Annotated in this window: 21 protein-coding genes and 8 tRNA genes; 4 read left to right on the forward strand and 25 right to left on the reverse strand. The window is 40.4% G+C overall.

Going from position 1 to position 17,648, the window contains the following annotated elements:
* The first annotated feature begins 78 nt into the window (after positions 1 to 78).
* Positions 79 to 522 (forward strand): Hsp20/alpha crystallin family protein, encoded by a 444-nt coding sequence (locus tag ABVF21_RS01505; protein ID WP_194221578.1) that lies wholly within the window; start codon positions 79 to 81, stop codon positions 520 to 522.
* A 34-nt stretch (positions 523 to 556) separates the two neighbouring features.
* Here ABVF21_RS01505 and trxB read toward each other — a convergent pair whose 3' ends face one another.
* Positions 557 to 1,498, reverse strand: coding sequence for a thioredoxin-disulfide reductase (trxB, locus tag ABVF21_RS01510; RefSeq protein WP_303531523.1), 942 nt, complete (start codon positions 1,496 to 1,498; stop codon positions 557 to 559).
* 192 nt (positions 1,499 to 1,690) lie between these two features.
* Between trxB and ABVF21_RS01515 the strand changes: the two genes are divergently transcribed.
* The gene (locus tag ABVF21_RS01515) at positions 1,691 to 1,927 is read left to right on the forward strand and encodes a YuzB family protein (protein ID WP_226613011.1); all 237 of its coding nucleotides are present in this window, start codon (positions 1,691 to 1,693) and stop codon (positions 1,925 to 1,927) included.
* Positions 1,928 to 2,119: 192 nt separating this feature from the next.
* Here the strand turns inward: ABVF21_RS01515 and ABVF21_RS01520 are convergent, their stop codons facing one another.
* The 18 genes from ABVF21_RS01520 to ABVF21_RS01605 all read right to left on the reverse strand — a co-directional run bounded on the left by ABVF21_RS01520 (position 2,120) and on the right by ABVF21_RS01605 (position 9,439).
* Complete coding sequence (locus ABVF21_RS01520) at positions 2,120 to 2,347, reverse strand: hypothetical protein (protein ID WP_303531522.1); 228 nt, start codon at positions 2,345 to 2,347, stop codon at positions 2,120 to 2,122.
* A 53-nt stretch (positions 2,348 to 2,400) separates the two neighbouring features.
* Positions 2,401 to 3,042 carry a YpjP family protein gene (locus ABVF21_RS01525; protein ID WP_303531520.1) on the reverse strand — a complete coding sequence of 214 codons (642 nt, stop codon included), beginning with the start codon at positions 3,040 to 3,042 and terminating at the stop codon, positions 2,401 to 2,403.
* 278 nt (positions 3,043 to 3,320) lie between these two features.
* Positions 3,321 to 3,647, reverse strand: a complete 327-nt coding sequence (locus ABVF21_RS01530; RefSeq protein ID WP_194221573.1) for a transporter — start codon at positions 3,645 to 3,647, stop codon at positions 3,321 to 3,323.
* A 126-nt stretch (positions 3,648 to 3,773) separates the two neighbouring features.
* Positions 3,774 to 3,848: transfer RNA gene (locus tag ABVF21_RS01535), tRNA-Glu, on the reverse strand.
* Between the two features lie 7 nt (positions 3,849 to 3,855).
* Positions 3,856 to 3,929 (reverse strand) — tRNA-Gly (locus ABVF21_RS01540).
* A 5-nt stretch (positions 3,930 to 3,934) separates the two neighbouring features.
* Positions 3,935 to 4,027: transfer RNA gene (locus ABVF21_RS01545), tRNA-Ser, on the reverse strand.
* Between the two features lie 21 nt (positions 4,028 to 4,048).
* A tRNA-Ala gene (locus ABVF21_RS01550) sits at positions 4,049 to 4,124 on the reverse strand.
* Between the two features lie 4 nt (positions 4,125 to 4,128).
* Positions 4,129 to 4,205 (reverse strand) — tRNA-Arg (locus ABVF21_RS01555).
* Between the two features lie 8 nt (positions 4,206 to 4,213).
* Positions 4,214 to 4,298 (reverse strand) — tRNA-Leu (locus ABVF21_RS01560).
* Between the two features lie 5 nt (positions 4,299 to 4,303).
* Positions 4,304 to 4,379, reverse strand: a tRNA-Thr gene (locus tag ABVF21_RS01565).
* Between the two features lie 29 nt (positions 4,380 to 4,408).
* Positions 4,409 to 4,484: transfer RNA gene (locus tag ABVF21_RS01570), tRNA-Val, on the reverse strand.
* 194 nt (positions 4,485 to 4,678) lie between these two features.
* Positions 4,679 to 4,834, reverse strand: a complete 156-nt coding sequence (locus ABVF21_RS01575; protein ID WP_303531516.1) for a hypothetical protein — start codon at positions 4,832 to 4,834, stop codon at positions 4,679 to 4,681.
* Between the two features lie 129 nt (positions 4,835 to 4,963).
* The gene (locus tag ABVF21_RS01580; protein WP_371017342.1) at positions 4,964 to 5,719 is read right to left on the reverse strand and encodes an NRDE family protein; all 756 of its coding nucleotides are present in this window, start codon (positions 5,717 to 5,719) and stop codon (positions 4,964 to 4,966) included.
* 58 nt (positions 5,720 to 5,777) lie between these two features.
* Complete coding sequence (locus tag ABVF21_RS01585; RefSeq protein ID WP_371017343.1) at positions 5,778 to 6,680, reverse strand: rhodanese-related sulfurtransferase; 903 nt, start codon at positions 6,678 to 6,680, stop codon at positions 5,778 to 5,780.
* A 99-nt stretch (positions 6,681 to 6,779) separates the two neighbouring features.
* The gene (locus ABVF21_RS01590) at positions 6,780 to 7,175 is read right to left on the reverse strand and encodes a kinase-associated lipoprotein B (RefSeq protein WP_194221569.1); all 396 of its coding nucleotides are present in this window, start codon (positions 7,173 to 7,175) and stop codon (positions 6,780 to 6,782) included.
* 74 nt (positions 7,176 to 7,249) lie between these two features.
* Entirely contained in the window at positions 7,250 to 7,864 is a 615-nt protein-coding gene (locus tag ABVF21_RS01595) for a cell wall hydrolase (protein WP_242057385.1), read from the reverse strand.
* A 141-nt stretch (positions 7,865 to 8,005) separates the two neighbouring features.
* Positions 8,006 to 9,157 (reverse strand): acyl-CoA dehydrogenase family protein, encoded by a 1,152-nt coding sequence (locus ABVF21_RS01600; protein WP_371017344.1) that lies wholly within the window; start codon positions 9,155 to 9,157, stop codon positions 8,006 to 8,008.
* 39 nt (positions 9,158 to 9,196) lie between these two features.
* A complete protein-coding gene (locus tag ABVF21_RS01605) occupies positions 9,197 to 9,439 on the reverse strand; it encodes a glutaredoxin domain-containing protein (protein ID WP_194221566.1) in 243 nt (80 codons plus the stop codon).
* A gap of 215 nt (positions 9,440 to 9,654) precedes the next feature.
* Between ABVF21_RS01605 and ABVF21_RS01610 the strand changes: the two genes are divergently transcribed.
* Positions 9,655 to 10,725 carry a toxic anion resistance protein gene (locus tag ABVF21_RS01610; protein ID WP_371017345.1) on the forward strand — a complete coding sequence of 357 codons (1,071 nt, stop codon included), beginning with the start codon at positions 9,655 to 9,657 and terminating at the stop codon, positions 10,723 to 10,725.
* 17 nt (positions 10,726 to 10,742) lie between these two features.
* Positions 10,743 to 11,606: a hypothetical protein gene (locus ABVF21_RS01615; protein ID WP_371017346.1), complete on the forward strand. Its 864-nt coding sequence runs from the start codon at positions 10,743 to 10,745 to the stop codon at positions 11,604 to 11,606.
* Between the two features lie 35 nt (positions 11,607 to 11,641).
* Here the strand turns inward: ABVF21_RS01615 and ABVF21_RS01620 are convergent, their stop codons facing one another.
* From ABVF21_RS01620 to ABVF21_RS01645, 6 genes are all read right to left on the reverse strand, one after another.
* Positions 11,642 to 12,610 (reverse strand): rhodanese-related sulfurtransferase, encoded by a 969-nt coding sequence (locus tag ABVF21_RS01620; protein WP_303531500.1) that lies wholly within the window; start codon positions 12,608 to 12,610, stop codon positions 11,642 to 11,644.
* A gap of 226 nt (positions 12,611 to 12,836) precedes the next feature.
* Positions 12,837 to 13,277 carry an OsmC family protein gene (locus ABVF21_RS01625; RefSeq protein ID WP_194221562.1) on the reverse strand — a complete coding sequence of 147 codons (441 nt, stop codon included), beginning with the start codon at positions 13,275 to 13,277 and terminating at the stop codon, positions 12,837 to 12,839.
* A 59-nt stretch (positions 13,278 to 13,336) separates the two neighbouring features.
* Entirely contained in the window at positions 13,337 to 13,765 is a 429-nt protein-coding gene (locus ABVF21_RS01630) for a BrxA/BrxB family bacilliredoxin (RefSeq protein ID WP_194221561.1), read from the reverse strand.
* A gap of 14 nt (positions 13,766 to 13,779) precedes the next feature.
* Positions 13,780 to 14,907: a conserved virulence factor C family protein gene (locus ABVF21_RS01635; protein ID WP_371017347.1), complete on the reverse strand. Its 1,128-nt coding sequence runs from the start codon at positions 14,905 to 14,907 to the stop codon at positions 13,780 to 13,782.
* A 62-nt stretch (positions 14,908 to 14,969) separates the two neighbouring features.
* Positions 14,970 to 15,299, reverse strand: a complete 330-nt coding sequence (locus tag ABVF21_RS01640; protein ID WP_371017348.1) for a hypothetical protein — start codon at positions 15,297 to 15,299, stop codon at positions 14,970 to 14,972.
* Positions 15,300 to 15,405: 106 nt separating this feature from the next.
* Positions 15,406 to 17,229, reverse strand: coding sequence for a reverse transcriptase domain-containing protein (locus tag ABVF21_RS01645; RefSeq protein WP_371017349.1), 1,824 nt, complete (start codon positions 17,227 to 17,229; stop codon positions 15,406 to 15,408).
* Positions 17,230 to 17,648: the final 419 nt, after the last annotated feature.

Raw genomic sequence — 17,648 nt, forward strand, 5'->3', positions numbered from 1 at the left:
GTAAAATACAGCCAAAAAGCACATTTTCCTTGGGCAAACATACTGTATATCAGAAATGTTTGAAAGGATGAAATAACCATGGCGAAAGGCGATAAATTACCTAAACTGTTTCAAGACCCTGCTATTCAAAATTGGATGAACACCTTTGATGATTTCTTTAAAGAGCCATTTGCGAATCTGCTACCAGCTCAGTCGTTTCGGGTTGATCTTTATGAAACAGAGGATGCATTTATTGTTGAAGCAGAGTTACCTGGTATCACGAAGGAGCAAATTAAAGTGGAACCACTTGGAGATGGTCTCCGAATCTCCATTGAATCGAAAGAATTTCATGAGTCACGAAACGATAAACAAAAATATTACAAACAAGAACGATCCTATTCAAGTACTAGTCGCACCATTAAGCTTCCCTTTCACTTTTCCATGAAAAATGTGAAAGGGAAATACGAAAACGGTGTTCTTGAAATTAAGATACCTAAATCCGATCGCATACGTACCGATTCAAATTATATTAACATCGACTAAAAAAGCGCAAGGCCAAGGCCTGCGCTTTTTCTTCTTACATACTCCAGTCTATAAAGGCGTTTCCTTCGAGGAAACGCTCACAATCCATAGCCGCCATACACCCTGTACCTGCTGCTGTGATCGCTTGACGGTAAGTAAAATCTTGTACATCTCCACAAGCAAACACGCCAGGGACGTTCGTTTTTGTCGTTCCTGGTTCTACTTGAACGTAACCTTTATCATCCATATTAATTTTACCCTCGAGAAAATCAGTGTTTGGACGATGGCCAATTGCAACAAATATGCCGTCTGTCTTAACGAACTCCTCTTCTCCCGTATCACTATTCTTTACTTTAATCCCGCTTACTTTATTGTTTTCTGCCACAACCTCTAGTGGGGAAGCATTCAGCTTCCAGCTTATTTTTTCATTGGAACGAGCACGCTCTTGCATTATTTTTGATGCGCGAAGTTCTTTCCTCCTATGAAGAACAGTAACTTCTGAAGCGAATTTCGTTAAGAAAGTCGCTTCTTCCATAGCCGAGTCTCCTCCACCAATCACAACGATTTTTTTACCACGGAAGAAAAAGCCGTCACACGTTGCACATGTACTCACGCCTCGACCCATGTTCTCTGATTCTCCTGGTATACCTAGAAGCTTTGCTGAAGCACCAGTCGAAATCAAAACAGACTCCGCCATAATATCCCCAAGTGTATCTGTTTTTAATTTAAATGGACGCTCACTAAAATCAATATCCTTCACCCATCCACGCTCAATTGTAGCGCCAAACCTAAGCGCCTGCTTCTTCATATTTTCCATCAATTCTGGACCGAGAACGCCATCTGGAAAACCGGGAAAGTTCTCAACATCTGTTGTTAACGTAAGCTGACCACCAGGTTCCGGTCCCTCAATGACGAGCGGCTCCATATTAGCCCTCGCAAGATAAATGGCTGCTGTTAAACCCGCTGGTCCTGTTCCTACAATAACTGCTTTATGCATAATGACCCTCCTCTATCGACTTCATTATGTTATTTTTCCTAATTATATAGAAATAAACCCTTCTCTTACAAATTATATGGTTATCCATCAATTTGTTTCTTGATCTTATGCAAATGGTTGTTCATTTTCACACCTTCTTGATAGAATAGAAACAGTCTTGTAATAGTAAGGAAAACCCGAGGTGAATAAAAGATGAATCCAATAGTTGAATTCTGCATGAGCAATCTTTCGAGCGGTTCACATAAAGCAATGGAAAAACTAGAAAAAGATACAGATCTTGATGTGCTCGAATATTCTTGTCTTGGTCACTGCACACTTTGTAGCCAGGATATTTACTGTCTCGTTAACGGCGAACGCGTTACTGCCGAAACGCCCGATGAGCTAGTTGATAACGTCTACCAGTTTATTGAAGAAAATCCGATGTTTTAAACGAATATGGACATACTAATAAGTGAATCCAATTAGAGGAGGAGCTTACATGAAAAATCGAAACGCGTATGATCCGAAAGCCGGTGTGCAAGGTGAAAAAGAAGGCGAAGACGCTCTTCTTATGAATAAAAAAAGTGGCCCGCAAAATGCGCGCCCTAAAAAAAAGTAAAAGCCGCTTAATGCGGCTTTTTATTATGCAATGCGAAACCGAAAAGTAAACCAGAAGTCTTCATTGAGGGAGATGCCGGTAGCAATAATATGCTGCTCTCCTTCATCATCAAGCGTAATCCAGCTATGATGCTCATCTTTATAAACTGGGTAGAAATGACCTTCCTTAAATAATTTACGATTCAATACATTCTCTGAGCCGGTTAAAGGCTCTTCTTCGAAAACATCTCTAATACATTGTACAAGTTCCATCTATGTTGTGATCCTCCCTTAATCTCCAACCAAAAACACCCCGCGCACCTCTCTTACGAGAGCCACTTAGGCGGAGTGTTTTTATCCCAATAAATCTTACCTACTTCATAATGTTCTTCAAAATCATCATTCGCTGCATGGTAATGAAAATTAAACCAATAGCCATCTTGTGGGGGGTGATCTCTTCTCACATGGAAACGCAATAAGTCTTCCCCGCTCTGTTCATTATACACATGAAGAATGCGTTCTCCGTATCCACCAGAAGGGTTGTCCGTCAAACGAAGTGACCTTAACGTATCCTCATCCAGATTTTCCACTGAGGTAGCGATCGCTTCTGTCATTTTAGGTACAATTGCATCTCGATACTCGTTACCGACTCGAGTTGAGATCGTTTCACCGAATTTTGTTAGCCCGAGTTGCTCAGATTGATTGCTTGCATAGCTTACAAAATGCGTCAGTAGTTCAGAAGAAGAAGCGTCCTGAGCTATGATGGGCCAATCATACTGATCAACAACAGGCTCTATCGCCTTATCAGGCTCGTCCCTCGACTCAATAAGAAGATGGTTTTCTTCTTGATAATTCTCTGATGCCTCTGTTTTGTCATCTGCTAGATATCCAGTAGGAATCACAGTTCCAAGCGTAACAACAGCAACAAATGCTACAAATAACTTTCTCATCCAAAGAGGGAATTTCATTATGTGCACCTGACTTTCGAAGATCAATAGTTAGTATTATTCTCGCATGATCTTCTCAAAAAAGCCAGATGTTTAGACGATTTTTCATTAATTTTCATTTGGCTAAGTTAAAGAAGCTTTTCATTTAAAAGTCCCTTTTATAAAAATTGTTGCTTTCGAAACAATTGTTGAATTAAACTCTAAACTTCCTTGATTGAAGCGAAAATTCACCTACTATAGCAACAACGTCTACGAAAAGAGCCTTTAAAAAAGAGCGCTTCATGTAAGCGCCCTATCTATTAACAAGTAAACATATCAATTCTTCTCAGACTTATGCCTGTATATACCCACCTTCTACCGGTCCAGCGAAACCCCGAAACAGAAGTACGCCCTACATATACTGGCCAAAACCAAAATGAATTGCCGCCCCTCATCCAAATATAAGTAAACCGATACATACACCTTCTAATTGATCCTGGATCTACAGCAAATGTTCCAGCTTGTGCTGACTGTGGTCTAGGAGGCGGTGATGCTGGTGGGCTCGATGTTGGAGCTACCGGTTGCTGACGATAGGCATCTGTGTTGTCATAATGATAAGCAATATGCTCATGTTCTTCATAATACATTCGGTCCATCCCCTCTCTTATACAGTCACTGTATGCTGTATTCTGATAAGACGTACCGAATTGAAAACAACAAAAAAAGCACCTCTTTGAGTATGCTTAAGCCAATAAAGTTTATGAAAATTTAGTTGGTGACCCGTACGGGAATCGAACCCGTGATACCGCCGTGAAAGGGCGGTGTCTTAACCGCTTGACCAACGGGCCAACAAAATGGAGCGGGTGATGGGGATCGAACCCACGACATCAGCTTGGAAGGCTGAGGTTTTACCACTAAACTACACCCGCAAAGATGGAGGAGGAAGAGGGATTCGAACCCCCGCGGGCGACTAAGCCCCTGTCGGTTTTCAAGACCGATCCCTTCAGCCAGACTTGGGTATTCCTCCGAAAACATGAATATATATATATGGTGGAGCCTAGCGGGATCGAACCGCTGACCTCCTGCGTGCAAGGCAGGCGCTCTCCCAGCTGAGCTAAGGCCCCAATATGGTGCGCCCGAGAGAAGTCGAATCCCTAACCTTCTGATCCGTAGTCAGACGCTCTATCCAATTGAGCTACGGGCGCATATTCTATGGTGCGGGTGAAGGGACTTGAACCCCCACGTCATAAGACACTAGATCCTAAGTCTAGCGCGTCTGCCAATTCCGCCACACCCGCATGTGTGGTGCCGGCCAGAGGACTTGAACCCCCAACCTACTGATTACAAGTCAGTTGCTCTACCAATTGAGCTAGGCCGGCATAATTTAATGAAACTCATCAAAAATAAATGGTGGAGGATGACGGGCTCGAACCGCCGACCCTCTGCTTGTAAGGCAGATGCTCTCCCAGCTGAGCTAATCCTCCGTTAAACAGCGACTTCATTATTATACAATATCATCTTTTGTCTCGTCAACACTTTTTTTAATGTGTTTTTTCAAGGACAAGACTTATCTTATCACCGACTCGAAAAAAACACAACCCTTTTTCACAAAAAAATAATCCCCATAGTTAAGCACTCCATTTTTCACATAGAAAAAGCAGGGAGCGCTCTCCCCTGCTTATACTGGCGTTTGAATAAGTGGTTTTTTCTTTTTATTTTGGCGGAGTATTGGTCTTTTTTTAGTCACCATTTCAGAATCATATTTTCGGTACTCTTTCATGTCGCTTGATTCCCGCAAAAGCTGATCTTCAACATAGTGACGCTTTCTTTTCAAAAAAACCCCTCCTCATAAGTAATAACTCTCATTACCCTATTTTTCTGTTGTTAAACCCGAATCTTTTTTCACCATCGATCTATTGGCAAAAGTTACAGGTAACACATAATTTATTCACTTGGAGCGCAATTATGCTTCTTCAAGATTAAATTGGTAGTAATTTTCCTGATCTTCTCCTGACCTCTCAACAAAAGTAACTTCTCCATTTTGTGAAACCATAATAACAGTTTGCGCCCTCGTTCCGTAATGATCCGACTTAATAAAAACAGGTGAAAGCATCCTTTCCCATTCGATCGGCACGCCTGTCTGTGGTAATAGATGATCAGGTGCAGGCTCAGCGTGAGAAAGCATTTCAAAAAGACGATTCTGATCGAGGTTCTTTTCTGCACTTAAATAGTATTTCAATTCTTCTTTAAGCTGCTCAACCTTTGGCCAGCTCGTATTCAGTAAGTGATTACTAACAGCGTGAACACCGTTCTCTAGTTTTGAAATTTGATCCTGCCGATTTGAATAATAATAAAGGCTCTTAAAATCTCCTATGATTAAATTAAATCCATTGTACTGATCTTTCTTTTGTCGAACCATTTCTAAGTATGATAATGGGGATTGATGATCACGTAAGTAATCGGCCGTTAGATCACCCCTTGATAGACTTTTAGGCTGCTCATTCGCTTCTCGATAGTTCGTAAGGGCTGCAATTCTTCCGTTTGTTGTAACCCCTAGCCATGTTCCCATAGCCTTTAAATCACGCCCCGCAAGTAGTTCTGGTACATCTCTCCAATAGTTCGCAGGTTTTGTTGGACGCTCGTAGAATTCATCTCGGTTGGCTACGAGTATAAATGGGTATGTAGGATGAACATTTTGAGCTACAGCAATTAAGCACATCTTAACGCGCCTCCTCTCTTGTTTCAATGTAAGAAAAAACGCAGCGTTAGCCGCTGCGTTACGATTGGATCATACGAACTTCTTCTTCACATGCAGAAGAACAATAATGGTTATACTCCTCTTTGCAAGAATCACAGACGATATGAAGCTTGTCACACTGTACATTAGCACAATTGATATAAGTATCTGCTGGATCCTCACAATGGTAGCATTTCCCTACAACTGTATCTTCATCGGTACGGTTTACATTAACAGCAAGACGATCATCAAATACAAAGCACTTGCCATCAAAATATTTCCCCTGTACCTCCGGGTCTTTACCATACGTTACAATTCCTCCATGAAGCTGTGAAACGTCGGAAAAACCTTTTTTCATTAAGTAACCAGAAAATTTCTCACAGCGAATTCCACCTGTACAATAAGTTAATACTTTCTTATCTTTTTGGTCCGAAAGATTTTGTTCAATCCAGTCCGGAAGATCTCGAAAAGCCTTTATATCAGGACGAATTGCATTGCGAAAATGACCAATATCGTACTCATAGTCATTTCGTGCATCGATAACAATTACATCATCATCTTCTAATGCTTCCATAAATTCCTTTGGCTCAAGATAATTCCCGGTTATTTCTTTCGGGTTTACATCTTCCTCAAGCTTTAGTGAAACGATTTCTTCGCGCGGACGTACGTGCATCTTTTTAAAAGCATGACCTTCTGCTTCATCAATTTTGAAAACCATATCACGAAAGCGTTCATCTGCTTTTAGTTCGTCCATGTAGCGCTCAGTATCCTCAACGGTTCCTGAAACCGTGCCATTAATACCCTCTTTGCCTACAAGGACTCGACCTTTTAAATTGAGTGATTGACAATACTTAAGATGCTTTCGAGCAAAATAATCCGGATCTTCTATTTCTACATATTGATAATATAACAGCACTTGATATGCTGAAGCTTCTGATTGCAAATCAAAAACCACCCTTTACGTCTTCTTCAATCAAGCTCTAAACCAAGAGCCTAAATCAATACTATATCTTACCGGATTCGAAGTCTGATGTAAAGAAGATTACCTTGATGGGAAGTAGTCGTCTTTAAGCTTTTCGATTTCGATAAGAGATGCTTCGGCCCATCTTCCGCCTTCGTGCTTGAGCTCTGCGGATTGTGTTTCAAGTGCTTCCTTCAGTGAATCGTTATAATCAGGAACATTTCCTTCGTAATGGTTAATGGCTGACATTGGAACGAGCGCTTTCTCGAATTGGGCTAACGCTTTTCGCTGGTGAAAAAGAGGAACATCGAGCTGTTTGGGATTGTGAAGGTCTCCCTGAGTTGGATGCTTGATGACTGCAAGAACCTTAATCACAGCTTTGGGGGACTTCATATCAACGACTTCTCCAATATATCTCCCCGTTTTATAACCTGCCGTTACTATTTCTCCTGGCTGAAACGTTTTTTTCTCTGACATAGTCGCTTCACTCCTTCATCTAACTGTGTGTACACGTCGATGATATCATAAAATCCTCCTTTATCAGGAGGATTTTATCTTGTGAAGACATGTTTTCCAATCTCTTTGATTATATGTCTTGTACGAATCCAATCGTCTGTTGCAATATCAGGATTGTAATAAAACAAAGCTCCTGAGCTTGGGTCTCTACCACTAAGGGCCGCATAGACAGCCTTATATGATTCTGCTCCTGGCTTTTGATCATATTGACCGTCAGAGACTGCAGTATAAGCACCACTTTCAAAAATCACTTCTTTAATGCTATTTGGAAATCTTGCAGAAAGTGTTCGATTGACTGTTACAGCAGCTACTGCTACTTTCCCTTCAAACGATTCACCTCTTGCTTCTCCATTAACCAGTTTGGCCAACATTTCAATTTCTTCTACAGAATAGTTCGATACAGTAAATTGATCCTTTGTTACTTTCTTAACATCATTCATATTTTTTACAGGAAGGTTAAGCAGTAAGGCCACCTCCTGTTTGGTTTCAGGTTCAGATAAAGTTTCATTTAACACAACTTCTTCATTGATCTCATTCTCAATCTTAGGCTTTACTTTCATCAATGATACGGCCGCTACCTGATGAGTTTGTGCAGAAAACAGAGCAAAAAAGAGGCTCATCATCATCATAGCAATGATCGTTTTGTTCATATATCTCATCCTTTCAGTAGCTTTTTGCCACGCCATAAAGGATAGAGGAAGGACAGATCCCTTTCAATAGGGAGTCACAGGGATGTCTTCCACATATGAGAACAAAAAGAAACTCCTTCCAAAAGGGAAGGAGTAAGATAATTAGTCTTGAAATTGCTTCATTGCAAGAACTTGTAGCGATAATTCATCACTCGGAGGATTGTGAAGCCCCGCTCTCACGTCTCGATAAAGTCGTTCCAGATGATTCTTCTTCATTAAGCTTCGTGCTCCTACAATACGCATTGAAAGATCAACAACTTCCAGTGCAGCATTCATTGCTTGCGTTTTGGCAGCGAAAAGCTGTCCCTGCATGTTCATCCGCTCTTCTGGGTAACGATCCCACTGCTCTGCAACCGAATATAGAAAATGACGTGCTGCCATTAATGAAAGTCCAATTCTTCCAAATTTATCTTGAATGTGCGGTACATCTTTCAGTGGCACATCAAGTGTGTTCGGTTGGTAAGAAGACACAAATTGAACTGCCTCTTCCCGTGCTGCCTCTGCTATCCCCATGTATACAGCGGGAATATGGAGCAACCAGGCCGGAGGTAATGAAGCTGTTTTTCGATTTTTATCATAAGTTTCAAGGAGCGCATTAGAAGGAACAAATACGTCAGTCAATACAAGGTCATCACTACGGGTACCTCTCATGCCTAGCACATCCCAAGTCCCTTCAAGTTCTACACCTTCTTCACTCATAGACACTAAGAAATCTGTAGGGACGCCTTCGCACGTTGCTTTGACAATCACTTGATTAAGGTGAGGACTTAATGTTGTAAATGTTTTTCGACCAGTTATTTTATATCCTCCCTCGACCGCAGTCGCGATCGTTGCAGGCATACCACCTCGAGTTGGGTCACCTGTCTCCTCTTCTGTTTGAGCTCGATTTATGAGCGTACCATCCACAACATGACGACAAAGCCTTTCATAGGTTGAAGCATTCCACGGCCTTCGATCGCTTAAATCTTTTAGTACTCCCAGATGCCAGCCGAGTGATAGCGCACCAGACCCTTCTCCTTTACCAAGCTCTTCCTGAACAAGAACAAGCTCATAGAGAGAAAGACCACCACCTCCAAATTCTTCTGGGATTGTAAGTGAAGTAAAGCCTGATTCTTTCATACTTGCTATAATAGAATCAGGAATATACGCTTCCTGATCAATATGTTTGGCGCTCTCTTTAAGTTCTGCTCGATGTTTATTAGCTAATTCGAGCAGCTTATAATCACGCTCATTTCGAACAAATTTATCAATCATTCTAAGACACCCTCTTTCATCAAAGTCATTAATCTATCATCAAGATGATGAAATATTCAGAAGTTCATCAATACGCTCCTGTTCAAATCCAATAATGACTTCGCCGTCGATGACAATCGTTGGGGTAGACATAGAACCGTGATCATGAATCAATTCATTGCGCGCAGCAACGTTTTCTTTTATGTTTAGTAGCTCATATTTTACTTCATGCATTTGAAAATAATTTTTCACAAATTCACATGGTGGACATGCCGGTTGTGTATATAATTTGACTTTTTTCATTTTGTTCACTTCCTATCACTAATTTACAAGTAATTCCGTTTAAAACATACCACCCTACTTTGCATCTTTCAACTATTTCATTTAGGTGAGTTTGCTCGATTCACTCAAAGGGAATTGTTTTGCTGAAGGTGTTTTGAAACTTTTCACGAAATCTATTCGTATAGAATGATAGAAGAATAATTTAACGAATTCATTCAATTGAAGGAGTGACATATATGAGTAATCAACCTGAGAAAATTAACTCACAACGTGAAAAGGCTGAAGAGATCATTCAAAGCTTTTATCATGAAGACGATACAGATAAGATTCTCCAGACATTATCAGGACTTGGTGAAGATGCCCAGCGCAACGCTGGGGAATCCCTTGAAGCATTGAAGCGTCCTGTAAAGGGAATGATTGACCAACCGAATAACGACTTACCTGATAACTTACACAAACTCAGAGAGCATGTCTCAGACTTAGAGCCCTCTTATTTGCAAAAGAGTAAATTCAATAAACTTCTAAATCGAGTAATGGGGCGAAACGAAGTCGAGCAATATGCGAAGAAATACAAAACGGTCGAATCCCAAGTAGAAGTTATTGTTGAATCACTTTTAACTGGTAAAGATAAGCTACAAGAAGATAATGTCATGTTAAAAGAACTAAAGGATGTAGCAAAAGACCGCATTGTCGGACTGGAAGATCAGATGGAGCTAGGTCAGACGCTTATGACGCTGCTTGACGAGGAAGCCGCTAAAGATGAATGGAAAGAGAACCCTCTTCCCCTACAAAAGGCTCAACAAAAAGTCGTTAGCCGAGTGAAAAATATGTCACAGGCTGTCATGGTCTTAAGACAATCCATGGCATCGGTTGATTTGATCATGGAAAACAACGAAAAGCTAGAAGAAGCTATTTTTAATGCAGTGACTATGACCAAAAACATCATTACCGTAACAGCATCCATCCAGCTAGCTCTCGGAAACCAACAAAAAGTGATTTCAGCTGTACAAAATGTGAATCAGGCAACCGAATCGATGCTTCTGAAAAATGCTGAGATGCTGAAACAAAATACAGAAGAAACGGTTAAAACACTTGAAAAGCCAGCAATTGCGATTGAATCCTTCCGCAAAGCTTATCAAGATGTGTTTGAAGCGATTGATTTAACAGAAAAATCAAACGTACGTATTATCGATAGTGGGAAGAAGTTTATAACCGAAATGGATCAATTAAATAAAGAAATGAAATCCAAATTAGATAGCTCAACAGAGAGGCAAAAACAGCTCTCTGAGGCAGCCGATCGACTTTGACGATAGGAGGTAATGGCATGGGGCTTTTCCATTCTTCTGAACCCCAGTGGCTTGAAAAGCTTTTACCACCGCAATTTAAAACGGTGGAAGCATCACTTCTTCAGGATGCTAGCACCACAAGCTTCCTTTCATATGCTGAACAATTGTTAGATGAATTTATAGATAAACTCGATCCTTCGGAGAATAAGCCACAAAAATGGAAGCGTACTGAGAAAGGTTTTACGATTTATTTAAAAATCAGACGAAATCTCATCCTTTTCTCCGGGTATGATAGTCAAAAAAACAGATCGTCAACACCTAAGAAGTTTTTTATCCAATGGGAACGACAAATCATTGAGAAAAAAGACGCAGGTAAATGCAAACAAGGTACGATTCTCATAAATGATCGAGGTCGAATCATCAAACGCAGTATAAAACGATCGCCATTTTTCATAGGAATTTTTCAACGAATGAAGCTTTTAGATTTAGCGTTACTAGGATCAATTGCTTCCCAATCAAAAACAGAAGCAATTGATCCCATCTTGAAGGAACAGATTAATCAGCTTGAACGAATTTCGACACATTCTTTAATCAACGGGGTGATCCATTCTAGAACAGTTAGACTCATTCAATTATTCAAGCAAATCTCACCCGAACTTGAACCGCTTGACCTTGAAGAACGTCATGTTGTGAAGAGAATGCTTTCAACTGAACTGCCAGATTTACTTACAGGATATATCGCACTTTCACAAGAAAACAAAGAATTACGCCATCGCGATTTGTTTCAAGCTCTTTGTCAGATGGAGTTAGCGCTTCATGAATACATGGAAAAAATTGAAAAGCACCGTCTTTCAAAAGTAGATCACCTTCTTAAAGTAAACAAAATAAGATATGACAAATAAAAGCTAGCTGTCAAATGGACAGCTAGCTTTTTCAATTATACTTCTTGCCCGATATGCTCCTGCATGAGTTTTTGCAAACGCTCATCGACTTCTTCTTGAGTTAATCCGTGCTCTGCTACGTAACGATTACGTGGCGATGTGCGACACTCATGTGAACAGCCTCGTAAATATTTATGCTCGTTCTCCTCAGATGTAATAATTTGCTTATTACATTCAGGCCTTGCACAATTAACATAGCGTTCACAAGGTTCACCCGTAAAGTAATCTTTACCGACAACAGTGTGGTCTTTTTGATTAATCGGAACAGTTATTCGGCCATCAAACACATAGCACTGTCCATCCCATAGTTCACCTTGCGTCTCTTCATCCTGACCGTAAGTAACAATTCCACCATCCAGCTGGTTAACATCTTCAAAACCTTGTTTAACCATCCAGCCAGTGAACTTTTCACAGCGAATCCCGCCTGTGCAGTAGGTTAGGATTTTCTTATCTTTTTGGTCTGCAAGGTTTTCTTGAACCCACTCAGGAAGATCTCGGAAATTCTTAATATCTGGTCGAATAGCACCACGGAAATGACCTACATCATACTCGTAATCATTTCGGGTATCAAGAATAATCACATCATCCTGCTGCATCGCTTCGCGCCACTCTGCTGGCTTCAAGTGCTTTCCGCCAACTTCATTCGGATTATGATCATCATCAAGTCGAAGTGTCACTAGCTCTGATCTAAAGCGAACGTGCATTTTTTTAAATGGATGTTCAGTCGCTTCATCAATTTTAAAGAACAAATCAGCAAAGCGCTCATCCGCATGCATCATATCCATATATTGCTGCGTTTCTTCTACTGTTCCAGAAAGAGTGCCATTAATGCCCTCTTCCGCGATTAGAATTCTTCCCTTCAGGTTGTGCTCCTTACAGAAGGCAAGGTGCTCTTCTACATATTCTTCCGGTTGATCAATTTGGACATATTTATAAAACAATAATACGCGATAGTCTTTATTCATACTTCTATCTCCTTTATTTCACTGTTACCTTGTGGCCAGTCACTCTTCCGTTCCAAAATATTATTATAATAAAATTCTCAAGAAATGCAAAGAGTGTGCTTTCCATTTTCACATAAGTTCCGTTAGCTCATTCAATAGATTGACCGTTTTCTCTTAAGATGAGCATGCCTAAAACAGACGACATTGTTAGCATACTACACTAAAAAGTTTATGACAGTGAAAAACCTCACACTTTTTTAATAGCTGGTTCTACAACTACATTAACATTTCCTTTAATCGCTCTTGTAATCATACATCCCTCTTCTGCACGATGAGCAATGGAATGAATACGCTCTGTCATTTCTTCATCCGGCTCTTCCGCAAGATAGATGACTGGGTAATGGTGAATTGACTCTACGTGCAGCTTTCCGTTACCACTTACTTTTAGCTTAGAGGAAATCTTAACATCTTCGAAAGGAATGTGATTACGCTCCAAATAAAGGCCAATGGTCATGAAATAACAAGCGGCTGATGAACTTAACAACAACTCATCAGGATTTGTTCCTTTCTCTCCGCCGCCCATCGACGTAGGGATCGATACTTCTGTCGTTAGGTTTTCAGTCTGAATCTTACCTTCGCCAGAAAGTCCCCCCTTCCAGCTTCCTTGTAGTTCAAATATGTGATCCATTCTCAATTCCCTCCCATTAAGTAGAGACAAAACTCCACTCGAGTGAGTGGAGTTTGTCATTAACAATATTGTTCAAAAGCTCCTGTCAAATTCGCAACGATTTCTTCCACTTCATGGTCTTCGATTTCTTCTCTTGGAATGAAATGAAGCACCTGGCCGTCTTTTAAGAGAGCGATAGAAGGAGATGACGGCTCATACCCTTCCAAATATTCACGCATTTTACCTGTTGCTTCACGATCTTGTCCTGCAAAAACCGTCACAAGATGCTCAGGTTTTTTGTCATGTTCAATCGCTTCGCGAGCAGCTGGTCGAGCAAGACCAGCTGCACATCCGCAAACAGAATTAATGAAAACAAGTGATGTTCCCTTTTTTTCTGTAATAAAGCTGGATACTTCTTCCTCAGTCGTTAACTCTTCAAAACCTGCTGATGTTAACTCATCTCGCATTGGCTGTGCCATCTGGCGCATATATTCTTCGTATGGGTTCATATCCTATACCTCCGTTAATTCGATTTTCTTGCTTGAGTCATTTGATGCCAGACAGAGCCTTTAGCTTCTTCTCCACCTTTTATCCGTTCTAAAGCCATACCAGCCTGCATCTTCACTTCAAATTCTGGATCGTCCATTGCTTGCTCAAGTGCTGGAATCGCCGTTTCATCGCCAACTTCATATAGAAACATAGCGGCCCTCCAACGAACAAGCTTATTTCGATCTTGCAACGATTCTATCATTTCAGGAATGGCTTCAACATGACCTAAATCTGACATGCAGTCGCCGGCTGTCCGCCTAACCGTAACAGATTTATCACGCAAAGCTTTATAAAGAAGCGGAAGAACTTCCTTTGATTCAATCATACCAAGGTAAACAACCGCCAGTCGGCGTACAGAGGCTTTTTCATCGTGTAGCGCCTTCTCCAGCACCGGCAAATCAGTCATTTCTGGATCCATGCGATCAAGTGCTGCGTATCTTACTTTCCAATCTGAGTCATCTAGCATTTCTAGTGTAACGATCTTTTTCTCTTGCTTTGGTAAAGAAGCATTTTGATCTGAGAATGCTGCAGTAACAAGAGCCGAAAGGCGCTCTTCACTATACGTCGCCGCTATTTCTTCGGTAACTTCTTGTCCAACTTCTTCAGGTGATCCGTACCGTGGACTTTGTTCTTTCCATTCACGTTCCATCACCATGTTTTCAGAAGCTGAAGAGGCTTTCATAGCAGCTTCCATAAATCGGTCAGGCAAACCAAAACGATGCTCAGTCTCACCTTCTACAAGCTTCACCTGCATTGGAATACCGCGAAACATTTGAATAAACACATTCACTTCTCCAAAGTCTTCTATCGACGACTGATTTGTCGCGACGGATTCTGCATTAATCTCTCCGAATGCCTCACGAGCTTTTGGAAGGATCTCTTCCCATGAATATTTGGCATTCCGTTCTAGCGCGATAAAATCCATCACATGATAAAGACCTTTCACACCGGGAACGGCCATTAAATTTTGAATATAAACTGGAGCATTAGATATGTCAGTATCAGGCTTATACTGCCTTGTGTCTCCAGCTTCTAGCTCTTCACTTAAGTTAATTTTCATCGAATTTGGACTTGGTGTCGGTTCGATTGAAACAATCTTCATGCAATCGCCCCCTTCTAATCGTGATTTTATCATATGTAACAGCGCTGTACCATTACATTGAATTAAGGATCTAACTTCACTACAGAAACATTTTCTCTGTATTCTTTATAAAATGAAAGCACCTCATCCACATACTCATCACTCTGATTATAAGCGAATAAGGCACTCCTCAGTCTACCCTCACTTGCACCATTAACAGATAAGTAGCTAGCGGCAGTATAAGCAGCATCCGTCAGATTATATGGATCTGCCTTACCATCACCATTCCCGTCTTTCCCATACCCACCGTACTTTTGAATAAGATCTAAATTTGTAATATCAACTAGATCATCCTTATCCAGTTCTCCAAGACGACTACCACCATAGCTCCACCCAATCCAGGTTAATGGCATAAAGTAGAGTAAGAACCCAGCGCCTTATCATGTTTCCATGACAGGTTTCCGAGAACTCCTCCCCGAACCGTACGTACACCTCTCGATGTATACGGCTCTCCACTTATCAATCTAGTTTACCGTTATGCAAATCGACGTGGCAGGTCGTGCACAATGCTATGGTTTTGCGATTTCGTTCAATCATTCGCTTTTCCCATCGCTTCCTGCCTTTTAGGTCTTTTAGCTTTTTAATGTGATGGATTTCGAGTGGCGTATTTTTGGTACCGCACCACTCACATTCACTTGCTAATAACCTCTCGATTAAACTCGTCCTGCTGTAAATATTATTTCGTTCCGTAGGGATGATATCAAGCTCACTCCGCCTATTGAGGGAGCGACTTTTCTTAAAACCATCTTTATAGAAAAATGATACTTTAGAACCTTTAGAAGTGTTGTATCTAACTCCAAAATGACCATTTATCTTGTATTTTCGTAATATCTTTCTAACGCTGGATTTATATTTGTTAGCGAAAGTTTTGTACATGCTATATTCCATGATGTGTTTAAAGCCATCAAGTTTATAGACGTTATTCGCTAACTTATAATAATTATATAAACCTCTTATCTCTGCGTTATATGTTGATAGAATTTCAAGATCATCATTTTGAAGAAGATGAGCACGGTGTGTCGATTTCCATTCTCCAGTATGTGGGTCTATTTTTAACGCCTTGTAATCTAATAGCTTATTCCGCCAGATATCATGCGGTAGAAGTAGCTCACAGCTCATGGTTCTAGTTCTTTGCTTATGCCCACTTGCTGTAACTTTTGTAGTCAGATTATCATGACTGATTTTAACGTCATATCCGAGAAATCTAGCTCGGTCTCCCGAGTGAGTGATTAATGTTTTTTCTTGAGATAATTCGATTTTTAATTCACTTTGAAGGAAATTCGTTAAATCATCCTTAATCTTTCTACAATCCTCCTTACTACCGATAACTCCTATCAAAAAATCATCCGCATATCTTGTATATTGAATTCTTTTATATGTTTCATCCATCGGGTCTTTGTATGGTAGCTCCATCATGTGAGTCTTCAAAGCTTTTACTTCTTGTTTAGCTTCATTCTTTTCCATATCAGACATCTCAGACCAGATTTCCTTATAACCTTTTTTGGCTCTAAAGAGTCTTCTTTCCCTAGTTCTATACTCCTTAAGTCTGTGGCGAGACTCTCCTTTATCAAAATGTTTTTTGTATTTTAGGACATAGTTGTCAAATTCATTAAGATAAATATTTGAAAGAACTGGACTAATGATGCCCCCCTGAGGTGTTCCACTGAAAGTTGTATGATATTTCCAACCTTCCATGTAGCCAGCTTTTAAAAATTTCCAAATGAGATTAATAAAAGCTTCGTCGTCAATTTTTCGCTTCAAAATATTGATTAGGACATGGTGGTCTATATTATCAAAGAAACCTTTGATGTCTCCTTCAATAAACCATTTAGCACCTGTGAAGCGTTCCTTGACCTGGAAAAGAGCTGTATGACAACTTTTTTGCGGTCGAAAACCATGGGAAACATTGGAAAAGGTATTCTCAAAGATTCCTTCAAGGACTAGTCTTACAACTTCCTGTAAAAGCTTGTCTTCAAATGATGGAATCCCTAATGGACGTTTCTTTCCATTTTTCTTAGGAATATAGACCCTTTTTGATGGTTGCGGTTGATAACTTTGATCTTTCAGACGTTCTATTAGGTTTTCAATGCGTTTTAGACTCATACCATCTATCGTATTGCCGTCAACACCTTGTGTCATATTGCCTTCTTTGGCATATATCTTTGAATAGGCTAGAAGGTAAAATTCCACATTATACAGATTTCTATAGATTCTACGGAACTTATAGTTTTGACGAGTTGTCTGTTTCGCTAGATTGTCTAACACTATTTTTGGACTTCTCATAGAGCCTCACGCTCCTTTCCAATTTGATGTCAGACGAGATAAGCTGTTCCCCTTCGCCATGTGGCAAGCTTTCCTTGCCTCGGACTACTACGAGAACTCCGTTACCCTATTGGATATTCAAGCACCGAGTGCTATAGCTTTATAGCTTTCCAACTTAGGTAATCACCATTTAGTTACATATAAGAACCGGCGTGTTGTAATATCGGATACGACTTTCGTCCTTTTCCCCTTATTGGGAACGGTCAGCCTTTAGACCACCTGAATACTGTCTACCAGTTAAACAGTATCCAATAAAAGAAAGCTTTCAATTAACTTCCTTTCTTTAGCTGTATAGCGTTCACAACTACCTTCCGCTATAGATGGACGATTAATCCCCTTGGACTATCGTTCAAGCAGTTTAGCTTTTATCCTTGTTTACA

The organism is Pseudalkalibacillus sp. JSM 102089, assembly GCF_041366475.1.
GTDB lineage: Bacteria > Bacillota > Bacilli > Bacillales > Guptibacillaceae > Guptibacillus > Guptibacillus hwajinpoensis_B.